12 protein-coding genes are annotated in these 15,820 nt (G+C 63.1%); 9 read left to right on the top strand and 3 right to left on the bottom strand.

What is annotated here, in order from left to right:
* Positions 1-13: 13 nt before the first annotated feature.
* Positions 14-1,276, bottom strand: a complete 1,263-nt coding sequence (locus tag VFO93_RS12645) for an ABC transporter permease (RefSeq protein WP_325134744.1) — start codon at positions 1,274-1,276, stop codon at positions 14-16.
* A 187-nt stretch (positions 1,277-1,463) separates the two neighbouring features.
* Here VFO93_RS12645 and queA point away from each other — a divergent pair, with 187 nt between their 5' ends.
* Together queA and VFO93_RS12635 are read left to right on the top strand one after the other, a co-directional pair.
* Positions 1,464-2,513, top strand: coding sequence for a tRNA preQ1(34) S-adenosylmethionine ribosyltransferase-isomerase QueA (gene queA / locus VFO93_RS12640; RefSeq protein WP_325134737.1), 1,050 nt, complete (start codon positions 1,464-1,466; stop codon positions 2,511-2,513).
* 113 nt (positions 2,514-2,626) lie between these two features.
* Positions 2,627-3,367, top strand: a complete 741-nt coding sequence (locus tag VFO93_RS12635; RefSeq protein WP_325134736.1) for a 2-C-methyl-D-erythritol 4-phosphate cytidylyltransferase — start codon at positions 2,627-2,629, stop codon at positions 3,365-3,367.
* 221 nt (positions 3,368-3,588) lie between these two features.
* Here the strand turns inward: VFO93_RS12635 and VFO93_RS12630 are convergent, their stop codons facing one another.
* The gene (locus VFO93_RS12630; protein ID WP_325134735.1) at positions 3,589-4,452 is read right to left on the bottom strand and encodes a hypothetical protein; all 864 of its coding nucleotides are present in this window, start codon (positions 4,450-4,452) and stop codon (positions 3,589-3,591) included.
* A 210-nt stretch (positions 4,453-4,662) separates the two neighbouring features.
* On the opposite strand from VFO93_RS12630, the gene VFO93_RS12625 reads away from it, so the two are divergent.
* From VFO93_RS12625 to VFO93_RS12605, 5 genes are all read left to right on the top strand, one after another.
* Positions 4,663-5,322: a DUF4142 domain-containing protein gene (locus VFO93_RS12625; protein WP_325134734.1), complete on the top strand. Its 660-nt coding sequence runs from the start codon at positions 4,663-4,665 to the stop codon at positions 5,320-5,322.
* A gap of 146 nt (positions 5,323-5,468) precedes the next feature.
* Positions 5,469-9,284: a hypothetical protein gene (locus tag VFO93_RS12620; protein ID WP_325134733.1), complete on the top strand. Its 3,816-nt coding sequence runs from the start codon at positions 5,469-5,471 to the stop codon at positions 9,282-9,284.
* A gap of 73 nt (positions 9,285-9,357) precedes the next feature.
* A complete protein-coding gene (locus tag VFO93_RS12615) occupies positions 9,358-9,999 on the top strand; it encodes a sulfite oxidase-like oxidoreductase (RefSeq protein WP_325134732.1) in 642 nt (213 codons plus the stop codon).
* On the top strand, positions 9,996-10,739 hold the full coding sequence (locus tag VFO93_RS12610) for a ferredoxin reductase (RefSeq protein ID WP_325134731.1): 744 nt from the start codon (positions 9,996-9,998) through the stop codon (positions 10,737-10,739). Before VFO93_RS12615 ends, VFO93_RS12610 begins: the two co-directional genes overlap by 4 nt.
* 146 nt (positions 10,740-10,885) lie before the next feature.
* A complete protein-coding gene (locus tag VFO93_RS12605; RefSeq protein ID WP_325134730.1) occupies positions 10,886-11,623 on the top strand; it encodes a hypothetical protein in 738 nt (245 codons plus the stop codon).
* A gap of 33 nt (positions 11,624-11,656) precedes the next feature.
* Here the strand turns inward: VFO93_RS12605 and uvrA are convergent, their stop codons facing one another.
* Positions 11,657-14,758 (bottom strand): excinuclease ABC subunit UvrA, encoded by a 3,102-nt coding sequence (uvrA, locus tag VFO93_RS12600; RefSeq protein ID WP_325134729.1) that lies wholly within the window; start codon positions 14,756-14,758, stop codon positions 11,657-11,659.
* A 211-nt stretch (positions 14,759-14,969) separates the two neighbouring features.
* Between uvrA and VFO93_RS12595 the strand changes: the two genes are divergently transcribed.
* Positions 14,970-15,365, top strand: a complete 396-nt coding sequence (locus VFO93_RS12595; protein ID WP_325134728.1) for a hypothetical protein — start codon at positions 14,970-14,972, stop codon at positions 15,363-15,365.
* An 86-nt stretch (positions 15,366-15,451) separates the two neighbouring features.
* Positions 15,452-15,820: hypothetical protein (locus VFO93_RS12590; RefSeq protein WP_325134727.1), on the top strand; the 369-nt coding region annotated here is incomplete at its 3' end.

Here is a 15,820-nt window from a genome sequence, read left to right as displayed (position 1 = left end):
CTGAAAGTCCGCGCTACTTGGCCCGAATGGCGATAACGGGGTCGAGGTTGGCGGCCAGAAAGGCCGGAATGATGCCCGCCACTACCCCGATGCCGACCGACACCAGCAAGCCCAGGCTGATGTTGCCGGCGCTAAGAAACAGCGTGAGGTCGCCGAGCGAGATGAAGGTGGCGAGCCACACCAGAAACAACCCCGCCGCGCCGCCAAAAAGGCACAGAAAGATGGACTCGAACAGAAACTGGAACAGAATAAAGTAGTTTTTCGCTCCCAGCGATTTCTGAATGCCGATGATGTTGGTGCGCTCGCGCACCGACACGAACATGATATTAGCAATGCCGAAGCCGCCCACCAGCATGGCAAACGAGCCAATGACAGCCCCCGCAATGCCTATCACGCTGAACAGCTTGGTGATGAGCGAGGCTATCATCTCGGGGCGGTTGAGGGCGAAGTTGTCTTCTTCGCGGGGCTTGAGGCCGCGGATGGTGCGCATGGCGCCCTGCACCTCGGCTTCGAGATTGAGCAGGCCGGGGTCGGTGTCGGTGCCCTTGATGCCGAGCTGCGGCGAGGGGCCCGTCATGCCGGTGCTGCTCATGGCAAACACGCTGGCGAAGGCGTTGAACGGGATGAGGCAGTTGGCGTCGTTGCTGGGCGCGCCGAGTAGGTTTTTACCTTCCTTTTTCAGCACCCCAATCACGGTGAAATGCCGGCCTTTGGTTTTAAAATCCTGCCCCACGGGGTCGAGGCCGGGAAACAGGTTTTCGGCGATGGTAGCCCCGATGATGGCTACCGGCCGGCCGCCATCTACCTCCTGCTGCGTGAAGTAGCGCCCCTGCTCGATGGGCACGCTCGATACGTTGCGGTAGTCGTAGCTCACGCCCTGCAAGGCGCAGTCGGCCACCGAGTTGGAGCCCGCCTTGAAGGTATTGCCGCTTTTACTCACGAAGATGGCCACGCCCTTGTTGGAGCCGGGGCGCAGCATTTTTTCGAGCATTCGGAACTCGCGCGCCGTAGGCACGGGCCGGCTGAAGTACTTCCACCAGGGGCGGTTGGCGTCGAAGGTCCAGGGCCACTTGCCCACGTACACCACCTTGTCGCCCATGAAGCTCATGCTCTGGCGCACGTTGGCTTCGAGCGAGTCGACGACCGTGAACACGGCGATGATGGCAAAAATGCCCACCGTGACGCCCAGCAGCGACAGCAGCGTGCGCAGCAGATTGGAGCGGAGCGCCTGCCAGGCAAAGGCAAAGCTTTCGAGCGTGAGGCGAAGGGTAAGCAGCATGGTGTAGGGTAAGCTTTAGCTTGCCGAAAGGTAGAAAACAGCCGAAAAGTACGCCCGCCGCTACCAGCGAGCTGAATTGGTGCAAATTAACTGGCAAGCTAAAGCTTACCCTACAAAAAAAATCGTACCTTTGCCCGCCCAAATTTTTGGTAACTTCCCCCTAGTACGTCCCTACTGCATGGCGATGAAACTGCACGAGTTCAAGTTTGAACTCCCCGAAGAGCTGATTGCAACGCACCCGGCGCGCCACCGCGACGAGTCGCGCCTGATGGTGGTGAACCGCGCCACCGGCCAGATTGAGCACCGGATGTTCAAAGATATCCTGGACTATTTCGCCGAGGGCGACGTGTTCGTTTTCAACGATACCAAGGTGTTTCCGGCCCGCATGTACGGCCAGAAAGAGCGCACCGGGGCCCAGATTGAGGTTTTCCTGCTGCGTGAATTGAATAAAGAAGGCCGCCTGTGGGACGTGCTCGTGGACCCGGCCCGCAAAATCCGGGTGGGCAACAAGCTCTACTTCGGCGAGTCGGATATCGTGGCTGAGGTCATCGACAATACGACTTCGCGCGGCCGCACCATCAAGTTTTTGTTCGACGGCACCGACGAGGAGTTCCGCAAGGCCCTCTACGAGCTCGGCGAAACGCCCGTGCCCAAGGAGGTGCTGAAGCGCGAAACCGAGGAAGCCGACAAGGAGCGCTACCAGACCATTTTTGCCGAGCACATCGGCGCGGTGGCGGCCCCGGCGGCTGGCCTGCACTTCTCGCGCGAGGTAATGAAGCGCATGGAAATCAAGGGCGTAGAGAAGGCGTTCATCACGCTGCACGTGGGCCTGGGCACCTACCGCCACGTCGATGTCGAAGACCTGACCAAGCACAAGATGGACTCGGAGCAGTTCTTCGTGGGCCCCGACGCGGCGCAGATTATCAACAAGTCGATTGACGCCAAAAAGCAGGTATGCGCCATCGGCACCACCACCATGCGGGCGCTCGACGCCTCGGTGTCGGCCAGCAGCCGCGTGAAGGTGACCCAAGGCTGGAACGACAAGTTCATCTACCCGCCCTACGATTTCAAAATCGCCAACTCGATGCTCACCAGCTTCCACCTGCCCGAAAGCACGCTGGTGATGATGGCCTCGGCCTTCGCCGGCTACAAGCTGCTGATGGAAGCCTACCAGGAAGCCATTAAGGAGAAATACCGCTTCTTCGCCTACGGCGACGCGATGCTGATTTTGTAATTGTTGGCTTGCTGAATTGGTAGATTGTTGAATGGCCCGGCTGCTTTCGTTAGCAGCCGGGCCATTTTGCGTTTGGCGGGCGCACTACCTTCGCTGCCAATACTTTTTGCGCCATGCCTACTTTCCCGCCGCCCGCTCAATCACTCAACCACTCAACCACTCATGCGCCCTTGCCCCGCTACGCCGTCATTGTGGCCGGGGGCAGCGGGCAGCGCATGGGGGCCGACCGGCCCAAGCAATTCTTGCTGCTGGCGGGCGAACCGGTACTGCTACACACGCTGCGGCGCTGGGCCGAGCCCGCGCTGGGCGTGGCGCAGCTGGTAGTGGTGCTGCCCGCCGCACAGCTCGATTACTGGCAGGAATTGGTAGCGGAATACCAAGTCGATATTCCGCACATGCTGGTGGCGGGCGGCGAAACCCGCTGGGCCTCGGTGAAGGCCGGCCTGGCGGCCCTGCCCGCCGCGCCGCCCGGCGGCGCGCTCGTGGCCGTACACGACGGCGTGCGCCCGCTGGTGCCGGCCCGCGTAATTGAGGCTACCTACCAGGGAGCCGCCCTGCACCAGGCGGTAGTAGCCGCCGTACCGCCCAAAGACTCGGTGCGGCTGGTGGCGGCCGCGGGCTCGTCGCCGCTCGACCGCCGCCGCCTGCGCCTCATGCAAACGCCCCAGACCTTCGACCTCGACCTGCTGCGCCGCGCCTACCGCCTGCCCGAGCTCCCCACCTTCACCGACGATGCCAGCGTAGTCGACGACCTGCACGCCGTGCAGCTGGTAGAAGGTGATTATTGCAACATCAAGATTACCACGCCCGAGGACATGCTGCTGGCAGAGGCATTGCTCAACACGGGCCGGTAGCACACCTGCCCTACGGCCTATCGGTAGCAGCCCCAGCGGGGCGGCCCGTCGGTAGAAAATGACTCGGCTTTAACGCACCAAAGCCCCGTAGGGGCGACCCAATCAGTTGGCTGGGTCGCCCCCACGGGGCTTTGGCTTTCTTTCGCCTGTGGGGTACTACCGACGGGTCGCCCCGCTGGGGCTGCACGGCAGCTTGGGCTAGCAGTAACAGACGTTACTACTCAACGCAATACAATCGTGTGGGCCTGGCCATTTATAGTCACCGAAGCGATATTATCGCAGGCCGCCGTGCCGGTGGGGTCGTAGTTGAGCAGTAGCGAGCGGCCGTTGGAATTGGAAATCTGGATGGTGCCCGCTACGAAATGACGGGCGCAGCCCGGCGTGAATTTCTTGCTGAGCGGCTGCTGAATGGCGGCCGTGTAGCTGACGCGGCGGCGGTTGGTGCCCGTGAGCGAGCCCGTGATGCTGTAGGCATCGTCGAGGATGGTAGCCGTGCCGAAGCCTGCCGTGCGGGTATAGCGGCGCGTCGAGTTCCAGGAGGTAGTGCCGCCGTTGTTGGTGAAGATGATGCTGGCGTTCTGCACGTCGAGGTCAAACGAGCCGCTACCCAGGTTGGTGATGACGCGGGTGCCCAAGTGCTGGTTGTCGTTGACGAAGTAGCTGGGGTGCGTGATGGTAGCCACCGCGCCCGCCTGCCGGTGGGGGCCGCTAAACACGACCTTGACCACGCCGCGGCGGTAGCGGCCATCGGGGCACAGGCAGTTGGTGCGGCCAAAATCGAGGGTGAGCGTGCGGGTGGCCGCGTCGTAGGTGCGCGTGAGGCAGCCCGAGGCGAGGCGGGCCAGGTCGGCAGGGTCGGCCACGGTGGCACTGGCCGACACGGTGGCATCCTGCGGGGCGGCGGCATCGACTAGGTCGGCCAGGGCTGCGTTTTCTTCGTCGCCCTGGCCGGCGTCGCTGGCCGAAATGAGGTCGTCGGCAGCGGTAGCGGCTACCTCGTTATTCTTTTTGCAACTAGCCGTGAAGAGCATACCGCCGGCCAGCGCGGCGCAGGTAAGGGCCCGGAAGGAAGTAGAAAGGCGCATAAAAGAATGGGTGTTAAAAGGTGATGTTGGTAAGATGCGGGTGGCGGGCGGGGGTTTAATAGGGTTCAGCTAATTTTCAGCGCAGCCTCCACGGTATACCAATTAGTTGGGCTGACAATCAAGCCCCCTTCCAGCGCAACCAGCTTATAATCAAACTCATCTTGCTACCTGCCCGTATCTACGGCACCCTTTTGCTTTTCCTTTTTCCTCATGAAACGTCTCACTCTTTCCCTGTTTGCCGCCAGCTTGCTGGCCCTCGGCGCGTGTAGCACCACCGACACTAACACCGGCGACACCAGCGCTACCGGCAGCACCACGCCCGAAGCTTCGGCCACCGACTCGGCCAGCATGACGGCCGGCACCGACGCCGCAGGCATGGGCGCGATGGCCTCGGCCGATGCGCCCGCCGCCCCCGACCCCAACGGCCCCACCGCGCCCCACGCCGACGATGCCGATTTTATGAAATCGGCCGCCCACAGCGACCAGAATGAGATTCAGCTCAGCAAAATGGCCCTGGCCAAAGGCGTGAGCGGCGAGGCCAAAACCCTGGCCGATAAAATGATAGCCGACCACACCAAGAGCACCGCCGCCCTCAAGCCCATCGCGGCCAGCGCCAAGGTGACGCTGCCCACCGACATGGACGCCGAGCACAAAGCCCTGGCCCCCACGATGGAAAAGCTGTCGGGCAAAGAGTTTGAAACCAAGTACCTGGCCCAGATGGTAACCGACCACCAGAAAACGGCCAACACCCTGGCGGCCCACAAAGCGATGACCAAAAACACCGCCCTCAGCGGCTGGATTGACACGACCCTGCCCGTGGTGGTTGAGCACCTCAACATGTCGCACAAAGACTCGAACATGAAAATGTAGCCTGCGGCCAACGCTCGCTACTTCTTTTATAAAAGCCGCCCCGGTCGTACCGGGGCGGCTTTTTGGCGTGCGGCCACCTACATTTAGCGCCGTTACTTTCTGGTGGCCGGGCTGTGCCGGCAGTTGCTTCTTTATCCTTCCGGCGCATGGATACTTCCTGGCTTGCCCTGCTTTTTGCCCTCATCATCGCGCTGCGCGTCTGGGACTTGCCCAAGCGGCTGGCCGCGCTTCAGGAAGAGCTGGCCCACCGCCAGGCCGAGCACAATAAACTATACGCCGAAATGCAGCGCCTGCGCGAGCAGCTCGCCGCCTTGCGCGCCACCGCCGGCCCGCTGCCGGCCGCCGAGCTGCTACCGGCTTCGCCCGCGCCCCGGCCTACTGCCCCGCCCGTGGCGGCCCCAGCGCCCGCCGTGCCCTTGGCCCCGCCTGCTTCGCTGCCGGTAGTGCCCCAGCCAGCTGAGCGGCCCGCGCCCGAAACGCCGCCCGTACCCGCGCCGCTACTCGTGCCCAGGCCAAAGACTCGGCCTGAGCCGGTGGCAGCTCCCGAGCCGATACTGGCGGCTGCACCGGCTACGCCGGTAGCCGCGCCCCGGCCGGTGCCGCCGCCCAAGCCCGAGCCTACTGGCCCGACCTTCTGGGAGCGCGCCTCGGCCATGCTGCTGGAAAACTGGACCGGCATTCTGGGCGCGGTAGTGCTGGTGACGGGAGTCGGGTTTCTGGGGATTTATACCGCGCTGCGGATGGCGCCGCCGTATCGGTTTTTGTTGATTTGCGCCTTTGCGGGCGGGCTGCTGGGGGCGCGCTGGGCGTTGCGCGACAAGGCCTTTGCCCAGCACTTGAGCGGCTGGCTGCTGAGCAGCGCGGCGGCCATTTTCCTGTTTGCCTGCGTGGGCGCGGTAAGCATTGAGGGGCTGCGCTGGGTAGCGCCGCCCTTCGACTACCTGCTGCTGCTAGCCGGCGTGAGCGGGAACCTCTACCTGGCCTGGCACACCAGCCGCCAGGAGGTAGCCACCCTGCACGGCGTGCTAAGCCTGGTGGCGCTGGCGGTGCTGCCGCCCACGGCCCTCACGCTGGGCGCGGCGGCGGGCGTCACGGCGTTCAGCATCGCCATCACCTACCGGCAGCAGTGGCGCTACCAACTGCTGCTGAGCATTGCCTGCTTTTTTGTTTTTCACCTGTACTGGCACCACGAGCTGCCGGCCCTCGGCAATGGGCTGCGGCTGGCGGCAATGGGCCTGGTGCTGCTGGTGGGCGGCGTGGCGGCCGTGGTGCAATACCGCCGCGTATACGCCCGGCGGCGGTTTGAGCCGCTGCTGTTTGCGGCTCATTTGCTTAACTGGACGTGCCTGGGTATCAACCTCTACCTCTACAGCACGGGTTCGGTGTGGAAGACTATTCCGCTGGCCTTAGGCGCGGGGCTCACCTTCTGGGCGGGGCGGCGGGCCAAGCAATTAGGTATCGGCTGGCTGTTCCAGACCGATACCATCATCTCGCTGCTGCTGGCGCTGGGCACGGCGCTTTCGCTGCAAGGCTGGCACGCCACGGCTACGGTCATCGCGCTGTTTATGCTGCTCGAATCGCTGCTGGTAGCCCTGATAATGGCCCGCCAAAACGAGGCCCTGGTGTACCGCGTGGCCATGGCCGCCGCGCTGCTGGCAGCCACCGGCCTGCTGCTGATAGCCGGCACGCGCGCGCCCCTCAGCCGGCCCTTCGTGCTTTACCGCGATGCCTTGCTGCTGGCCCTGGCCGGCTGGGCCGGGCTGGCCTTCGTGCAGCTCATTTTCCGGCAGCCACTGCTACTCGGCTCACCAGCAGAAGCGGGCAACGCGGTTTCTGATACCGCTGATGGGGAGGATGCGGCACTCGTACCTTCCGCAGCCGCTACCGAGTCGCACCGCCAGGTGCTGGGCGGTTTTGCGGGCTTGGCCGGGCTGCTGCAAGCGGGCGCGGGGCTGCTGCTGGCGCGGGTGGTTTTTGGCTGGGCGCACGTGCCGGTGGCGCTGCTGCTGGCCGCGCTGGTGGTGCTGGCGGGCGCGGCCGTCGGGCTGGCGTGGTGGGTGCGGGTGGCCGCGCTGGCCCCTGACTGGGTGCGGCGGCAGCAGCTGGTGCTGGGGCAGTTCTTGGTGGTGCTGGCGGCGCTGGGACTGCACGAGCTGGGCCTGAGCTGGCTGGGCGTGGCGCTCGTGCTATATGCCGAAAGCCTATTGGCGGCCTTGCTGCTGAGCGGGCGCGCGGCCACCGGCCTGCTGCGCGCCCACACGCACCTGCTGGTGCTGCAAGCGGCGGCGCTGCCGTGGCTGGTGCGCTACCTCTCGCCGGGCGTGGTGGGGGCGCGGGGCCGGGCGGCCCTGCTGGTGGGCGCGGCGCTGCTCACGCTGGCCTACCAACTGCGGCGCTACTACTGGCGGCGGGCCGAAGGCGAGTTTGCCCGGCTCTCGCTGGGCGCGGCTTACCAGCTGCCCCTGCTGGGCGTGGCCGTGGGCTGGCTGCTGCTGGGCGCGGGCGCGCAGGTGTATGCGCGGCCCTGGGCCGGCTGGGCGGCGGTGGCGCTGCTAGGCGGCCTGCTGTATCTGCGGCGGCGGGTGGCCGCGCCGGGTTTGTGGGCCGGGCTGGCGCTGGCGGCGGCGGGCTACCTGGCCTTGCAATGGGAGAACGTACTGCACCCTGTATTTACCAACTCGTATCCATTTGATATCACGCTTCATTCGCTTCCCTGGATACCCAAGACGCTGCTTTACCTGCTGCCCACCGTGGCTGTACCGCTGATGGGGCTGGCTACCTCGTGGTGGCCGGCAGCCGGGCGCTACGTGCGCTGGCCGTGGCTGTATTTGCTGGGCGCGCACTTGGCGGTGGCCGTTATGGCCACCGCCACATTGCTGGCCTACTTCGTGCTGGGCTTGCTGGGGCTGGCGGTAGTAGCATTTGGGGCGGCGCAGACATGGCGGCGCACCCTGCCCGATGCCACTGCGGTAGTCCGTGCCGGCCAGCCTGACCGCTACCTACTGCACGTGGCCTACGCGCTGCTGCTGGGTAGCTTCGCGCTGCACCTAGGGCTACCCTACCGCTTCGAGTGGTTTTTTGGCCAGCCGGCCGAATACTTCACGGCGGCCCTCCTTTTTGGGGTACTAGCACTACTGGCACTAACCCGGCCGCCGGCTACCGAGCCGATTTATAAATCGTGGCGCTGGCTGCACCGCTGGCTGCCCGAAGCCGCGCTGCTCTTCGGCAGCGGCACGCTGGCCGCCAATATTCGCACGCCGTGGCAGCCGCTCATCTGGATAAGTGGGGCGCTGCTACTCAGCCATTTTGGTCCGCAGCTGCCGCTGCGCTTCCGGCGGCTGGGCGTGTACGGGCGGCTGTACTACGGGCTGGCGGCAGGCGCGGCCTGCGTCAGTAGCCTACTCTACGTGTCGCCCAGCGTCCTTTTGCGGCCCGAGTGGTGGGCGCTGGCGGCGGCCGTGGCCCTGCTTTTTGGCTACGTGGCTTTGGCGCTGCGCGAAGGTGCCGCTACTATTGAAGGTTTGTCGCCGGCCTGGGATATGTTGGCCCGGCCGCCCCGCCGCCGGCTCGAAGCCGGGCTGCTCTACCCCGCGTTTCTGGCTTTGGCGCTGCTGCTCATTCAGTCCTTCGACCGCTCGGTGCTCACCGTGCTGCTGATGCTGGAGGTAGTGGCCCTGTTCAGCACCAGCCTGCTCTTGCGCCGGCAAGATTTGCGCTACGCGTCGCTGGCCGGCATGCTGGGTTGCCTGGTGCGGCTGGTATTCTTCGACCTCAGCCAAAGTGGCACCATCACGCGGGCCATCGTTTTCATTTTCATGGGCTTGCTGCTATTGGGCATGAATGCGCTGTACGCCCGCTTCAAGGCCCGCTTTGGCGAGCCGGCCCCGGCCGGTGAGCACGCCAGCAACCGTACTGACGACCCCGGCGCTCCCGCCGCCGCCGCCCCCCCGCAAACCCTTTAACCCTAAGCTGGCTTTCTATTCAAAGCCCTCAGCCTGCGGGGCTAATCCAATACCTTTTACATCAAGAAACCCTATGGGAATCTTCACCAATCGCGGCTTTCAGCCCAGGCGCCCCGCCAACCCCAAGCTGCCGCCCGGCCAGTACGAAACCACCGATTTTCCGGTGCTCACGGCTGGCCCCACGCCCCGCATCAACCTCGCCAACTGGGAGTTCCGGCTCGAAGGCCTGGTAGAAGAGCCCGTAAAATGGAGCTGGGAGGAGTTCAACAAGCTGCCGATGCAGGACTTCAACCCCGACATTCACTGCGTCACGAAGTGGAGTAAGTTCGACACGCACTGGCGCGGCGTGAGCGTGGACACGCTGCTGGAACACGTCAAGTTGAAACCCGAGGCGCAGTTCGTCACCGAGTTCAGCTACGGCGGCTATACTACCAACGTGCCGCTGGCCGACCTGCGGGGCGGCAAGGCCTTCGTGGGTCTCATCTACGACGGCCAGCCCCTGACGCCCGAGCACGGCGGCCCGGCCCGGCTGGTGGTGCCGCACCTCTACTTCTGGAAAAGCGCCAAGTGGGTGCAGGGCCTGCGCTTCACGGCCCAGGACGAGCCCGGTTTCTGGGAGCGCGGCGGCTACAGCATGTACGGCGACCCCTGGAAGGAACAGCGCTACCGCGACGATGACGACGACCAGGCCAGCGCCAGCAGCATCCGGCTATGAGCAAGGTAGCCTGGCAGCTAGCCACCGTCACGGCCATTCGGCCCGAGACGCCGCACGTCAAAACTTTCACCCTCAGCCTCCCGCAGTTCACGCCGCACCTCGCCGGCCAGCACTACGACCTGCGCCTCACCGCCGAGGGCGGCTACCAGGCCGAGCGCAGCTACTCCATCGCCTCGCCTCCCGAGCAGGTTGGCGAGATTGAGCTGACCGTCGAAATAATTCCCGACGGCGAGGTGTCGGGCTACCTCAACGAGGGCGTGGCCGTGGGCGACCAGCTGGAGGTGCGCGGCCCCATCGGCGGCTACTTCGTGTGGCGCGGCGGGCCCGGCGCGCCGCCCCTGCTGCTCGTGGGCGGCGGCTCTGGCGTGGTGCCGCTCATGGCCATGCTGCGCCACCGGAAACGGCTGGGTTTGCGCACGCCGGCCGTGCTGCTGTTCAGTGTCCGCACACCCAAGGAAGTTATTTATCGGGCTGAGCTAGAGGCAATGGCGCAGGCCGATGACAGCTTTACAGTATTGTTCGACTACACCCGGCAGGCTCCGCCCGGCTGGGCTGGCTACCACCGACGTATCGACGCGGCCATGCTGGCCGAGGTAGTGGCGCATTTTGGAGAAGCAAAGCCGCAGGCGTTTGTGTGCGGCCCCACGGGGTTGGTCGAAAGCGTATCGAATGGACTGCAAACCGCCGGGCTACCGCCCGACATGATACTGACCGAGCGGTTTGGGCCAACTGGCAACTGATGATTGGGCAGGCTTAAAAGAAAGAGAGCGGGCACCTGGTGAAGGATGTCCGCTCGTTTCTTTCATCCGATTTCAAGGACATACCTTCGCAGGCTGTCCAGCTGAGTGACCGAATATTACGCTGCAAAGTAACGAACTAAAAAGAGATGTTGTTTCAAAACGCCCCAAAATTTTTATCCACTCCTCGGCTTAGCCCTTACTTGAGTGCGTCGGGTGGCGACGAGCAAAAGGCTCTGCTATTGTATCTTGATAATTTACGACTTGCGCAAAGCTTCTATATCCCTCTATCATTTTTAGAAGTAGCGCTGCGCAATGCCCTGCACGAAGTCTTGGAACGACATTTCAATTCCGCAAACTGGTTGCTAGAGCAGCGCAAAGGCTTTATGATAGACAACAGATTGACAAACAGAGATTATCGCACAGGAAAAACAACTACTAATGATAAAATATTACGCATGGTAGAGACTGCCATCCGCGACTTTGAAGAACGTTGGAATTATCCGCCGCCTAGCGGTTCAGTTTTAATTGCTGACCTAAATTTCGGTTTTTGGACAACCCTTTTCAGCCGCACCTACTTTGGTCTGTTACAAAAACGTCTGCTTCGTGCCTTCTCGCATTGGCTTCATGGAACTGAGCGCGAGACGCTTTATAACAAACTGAAGGATATTCGAACATTCCGCAACAGGGTGTACCACTACGAGCCACTGTGCTTCGAAAAGCAATCCAAGAGTATTTTGTGTTTCAGCCAGCTACAGCAGTTACACGCTACCATTCTGGAATTACTGGGTTGGCTCGACCCAGCACTCCCTACTTGGTTAGCCGAGGCAGACCGGGTACCCGATACGCTACGCACTATTAGCAAGAAGTATCCACAAGCGACATAAAAAAGGGCGGGCTACTTAGCCTGCCCTTCTTTATTACACGTACTGGCTCGTCTTCAACTCCTCGGCTAAAAACCGCCCCGTGTGGCCCTTGCCGCTCTTAGCCACCTGCTCGGGTGTACCCTGGGCCACGATGGTGCCGCCGCCCGCGCCGCCCTCGGGGCCGATGTCGATGACGTGGTCGGCCACTTTGATGAGGTCGAGGTTGTGCTCGATGATGAGCACGGTGTTGCCTTTGTCGGCGAGCTTGTGCAGCACGTCGGCGAGGTGGCGGATGTCCTCGAAGTGCAGGCCGGTAGTCGGCTCGTCGAGGATGTAGAAGGTCTTGCCGGTGTCCTTTTTGCTGAGCTCGGTGCTGAGCTTCACGCGCTGGGCTTCGCCGCCCGAGAGCGTGGTGGCCTGCTGGCCCAGCGTGAGGTAACCCAAGCCCACGTCGGCCAAGGTCTTGATTTTGCGTAGGATGCGCGGCTGAAACTCGAAGAACTCCACCGCCTTTTCCACCGTCATGTCGAGCACGTCGGTGATGGACTTGCCTTTGAAGCGCACTTCCAGCGTCTCGCGGTTGTAGCGGCGGCCCTTGCAGGTTTCGCAGGGCACGTGCACGTCGGGCAGGAAGTTCATCTCGATGGTGCGAATGCCCGCGCCCTCGCAGGTTTCGCAGCGCCCGCCCTTCACGTTGAAGGAGAAGCGGCCCGGCCCGTAGCCCCGGATTTTGGCCTCCGCCATTTCGGCAAACAACTGGCGGATTTCAGTAAACACGCCGGTGTACGTGGCCGGGTTAGAGCGCGGCGTGCGGCCAATGGGCGACTGGTCTACCTCAATCACCTTATCAATCAGCTCCAGGCCTTCAATGCTGCCGTAGGCCAGCGGCTCGCGGTGGGCGTTGAAGAAGTGCTTGTTGAGAATCGGGTACAGCGTGTCGTGGATGAGCGACGACTTGCCCGAGCCCGACACGCCCGTAACGGCAATGAGCTTGCCCAGGGGAAACTTGGCCGTGACGTTCTTGAGGTTGTGGCCCTTCGCGCCTTTCAAAACCAGCTCCTTGCCCTCGCCCACGCGCTTTTTCTTGCGCACCTCCACGTGGCGCTGCCCGCTGAGGTACTGTGAAGTGAGCGAGCCCGAGCTGAAAATGGCATCCGGCGTGCCCTCGGCCACGATGTGGCCGCCGTGGATGCCCGCGCCCGGCCCAATGTCGAGCACGTGGTCGGCGTGCAGAATCATGTCCTTGTCGTGCTCCACCACAATCACCGAGTTGCCGATGTCGCGCAGGTGCTGCAAGGCCTTGATTAGGCGCTCGTTGTCGCGCTGGTGCAGGCCGATGCTCGGCTCGTCCATGATGTAAAGCACGCCCACGAGCTGGGTGCCAATCTGGGTGGCGAGGCGGATGCGCTGGCTTTCGCCGCCGCTCAGCGTGCGTACCGAGCGGTGCAGGCTGAGGTAGTCGAGGCCCACTTCGAGCAGGAAGCCGATGCGCTTGCGAATTTCCTTGAGCAGCTCGCGGGCAATGAGGTTCTGGCGCTCGCTCAGGCGGCCTTCCACATCCACGAACCAGCTCGACAGCTCCTTGATATCCATCACCGACAGCTCGCCTATGTGCTTGTCAGCCAGCTTGAAGTGCAGGCTTTCCTTTTTCAGGCGGTAGCCCTCGCACACCGGGCAGGGCTGGGCCTGGGTGTACTGCTGAATCCAGTCGCGGATACTGTCCGAATCGGACTCCATCTGCCGGCGCAGGAAGGGGATGATGCCCTCAAACGGCTCGGTGTACGTGGCTTTGGCATCGTCGGCCTCGTCTTGCGTGATGCCGTGCAGCAGGCGCTGCACCAGCTCGGCGGGCAGCTTCTCAATGGGCGTATTGAGGCTGGCCTTGTGCTTTTTGAGAATAAGCTGGAGCTGCTGAAAAATCCAGATGTCGCGGTACTCGCCCAGCGGCGCGATGCCGCCCCGGCTGATGCTCAACTTAGGGTCGGGCATCACGGTTTCCTCCGTGATTTGCTGCACCTCGCCCAGGCCCGCGCAGTGCGGGCAGGCGCCGTAGGGCGAGTTGAAGCTGAACGTGTTAGGAGCCGGGTCGTCGTAAGCGATGCCCGTTTCGGGGTCCATGAGGAAGCGCGAGAAAAACTGCGGCGCCGCCTTTTTGGCGTCGGGGTCGAGCACCAGTAGGGTGCCCTTGCCGTGGGTCATGGCGTTCTGCACCGAGCCCGAGAGGCGGAAACGGTCCTCCTCCTTCACCACGAGCCGGTCAATCACGATTTCGATGTCGTGAATCTTGTAGCGGTCGACCTGCATCTTGGGCGTGATGTCGAGCAGCTCGCCATCGACGCGCACCTTGGTAAAGCCCAGCTTGGCAATCTTCTGAAAGTCTTCGCGGTAGTGGCCCTTGCGACCCTTCACCACCGGAGCCAGCACGATGAGCTTTTTGCCATCGTAGTGCTTGAGGATGTAGTTGATAATCTGGTCATCGCTCTGCCGAATCATCTTCTTGCCCGTGGCGTAGCTGTAGGCCTCGGCCGTGCGGGCGTAGAGCAAACGCAGGAAGTCGTAAATCTCGGTGATGGTGCCCACCGTCGAGCGCGGGTTGCGCGAGGTGGTTTTCTGCTCGATGCTGATTACCGGCGACAATCCTTCAATCTTGTCCACGTTGGGCCGCTCCAGCCCGCCCATGAAAGAGCGCGCGTAGGCCGAAAACGTCTCCATGTAGCGCCGCTGCCCCTCGGCATAAATGGTATCGAAGGCCAGCGACGACTTGCCCGAGCCCGAGATACCCGTGAAAACCACCAGCTTGCCGCGCGGAATCTGCACGCTCACGTTTTTGAGGTTGTGCTCGCGCGCGCCGTACACTTCGATGTAGGGTGCCTCGGCGGCCGCGCCCAGCAGCGGGCCTTCGGTGGGCGGCGGCAGGGTAGCGGGCGATTGGTGCGCCTCGGCTATGGCGCGGCCGGCGGGCGCGGGCTGGCGGCCCACGGGCAGGTCGTGCCGCAGGTCGGGGGCCTGTTTTTTAGCAACTTCCAGCAGCGCCGACTCGGTGGTGGCAGTCAGCACTTCGGCGGCAGCGGCCGAGACCTTAGCAGCTTTTTTGGGGGTAGGCTTCGCCTTTTGAGGGGCGGGAGCAGCGGGAACGGTAGCCGTTTTTTTAGCCATGCGGGCAAATCAGAGGAACAAGCGAAGGTACGGGAACGAGCCGGCGGGGGTGGCAAAAACGAGAATTTTAGCTTCCCGCGTGGCGGCTGGCCGACCGACGCTAACAAGCTTAGCCGGCGAATGGTGCGGGAGGGCGCGATTTCTCTTTCTTTATCGGGCCGGCTGCGTACTTAGCCAGCGCCATCACTTCTTACCTCACTCCGGTTGCCACATGGTTTCGTCTTTTCGTTTTCTCTGCTGTGGGCTGCTGCTGGGTGCGGGGCTCGTGCTCGGTGGCCCGGCGGCCCACGCGCAAGCCTTGCCAGTGCCCCAACGCGGCTACGACTTTCTAACCCTCACCGTCATTCAATCGCCTTATAAGAATGATTGCCGACTACTGCTCACGCCGGCCTTCCAGGGCAAAACCGAACTGAAGCTGGAAGAAGAGTATGACCTGGCTTCCGATAAATACCGCGCCCATGCGCAGAGTAATGCCCTACTGCTTAATCAATTATTAACCGACCTGTCGGCAGCTGGCTGGCAGCTGGCCGAAACCCACGCGGCGCAGCAAGGCCCGGCAACTAGCGCCACCGTCACGCGCTACTTGCTGCGCAAAGCCAAAGAGTAAGCCGGTCCGTATAAGCGCGTGAAGCCTTGTCTCCGTGTTGGCATTGTCCTTGCCAAGCGATTTGAGTCACTTAGTCTTTTACGCCTGTGAACCTGCTCCAAAAAACCGCTGCCCTGGCCGCTTTCGGCGCTCTGGCCCTGGCCGCCCCGGCCCACGCCCAAATCAACATTAACATCAACCCGGCCCCGCCCGTGGTAGTGGGTGCCCCGGCCGATGCCCAGTACTACTACATCCCGGAGGCCAATGCCTACTACGACGTGCCGGCCCGCCGCTACCTCGTGCAGCGCGAGGGCCGCTGGGTGCGCTACGAGCGCCTCGATGGCTACGACCCGCGCAATTTTCACCCCCAGTATATTGCCTACCGCGGCGATTCGCCCTGGCTCTGGAAGGGCAAGGGCCACCCCCACGGCATGCCCCCCGGCCAGGCCAAGAAGCTGTACGGTGGCCCCGGCCCC

It is taken from the genome of Hymenobacter sp., from assembly GCF_035709525.1.
Taxonomy (GTDB): domain Bacteria; phylum Bacteroidota; class Bacteroidia; order Cytophagales; family Hymenobacteraceae; genus Hymenobacter.
The sequence above is the reverse complement of the archived record's forward strand: the minus strand, read 5'-3'. Positions and strand labels throughout refer to the sequence as shown.

Excerpts from the sequence above, each read along its gene's own strand:
- queA (WP_325134737.1), top strand. The coding sequence starts at position 1,464 with ATGAAACTGCACGAGTTCAAGTTTGAACTCCCCGAAGAGCTGATTGCA.
- VFO93_RS12635 (WP_325134736.1), top strand. The coding sequence starts at position 2,627 with ATGCCTACTTTCCCGCCGCCCGCTCAATCACTCAACCACTCAACCACT.
- VFO93_RS12630 (WP_325134735.1), bottom strand. The coding sequence starts at position 4,452 with ATGCGCCTTTCTACTTCCTTCCGGGCCCTTACCTGCGCCGCGCTGGCC.
- VFO93_RS12625 (WP_325134734.1), top strand. The coding sequence starts at position 4,663 with ATGAAACGTCTCACTCTTTCCCTGTTTGCCGCCAGCTTGCTGGCCCTC.
- VFO93_RS12620 (WP_325134733.1), top strand. The coding sequence starts at position 5,469 with ATGGATACTTCCTGGCTTGCCCTGCTTTTTGCCCTCATCATCGCGCTG.
- VFO93_RS12615 (WP_325134732.1), top strand. The coding sequence starts at position 9,358 with ATGGGAATCTTCACCAATCGCGGCTTTCAGCCCAGGCGCCCCGCCAAC.
- VFO93_RS12610 (WP_325134731.1), top strand. The coding sequence starts at position 9,996 with ATGAGCAAGGTAGCCTGGCAGCTAGCCACCGTCACGGCCATTCGGCCC.
- VFO93_RS12605 (WP_325134730.1), top strand. The coding sequence starts at position 10,886 with ATGTTGTTTCAAAACGCCCCAAAATTTTTATCCACTCCTCGGCTTAGC.
- uvrA (WP_325134729.1), bottom strand. The coding sequence starts at position 14,758 with ATGGCTAAAAAAACGGCTACCGTTCCCGCTGCTCCCGCCCCTCAAAAG.
- VFO93_RS12595 (WP_325134728.1), top strand. The coding sequence starts at position 14,970 with ATGGTTTCGTCTTTTCGTTTTCTCTGCTGTGGGCTGCTGCTGGGTGCG.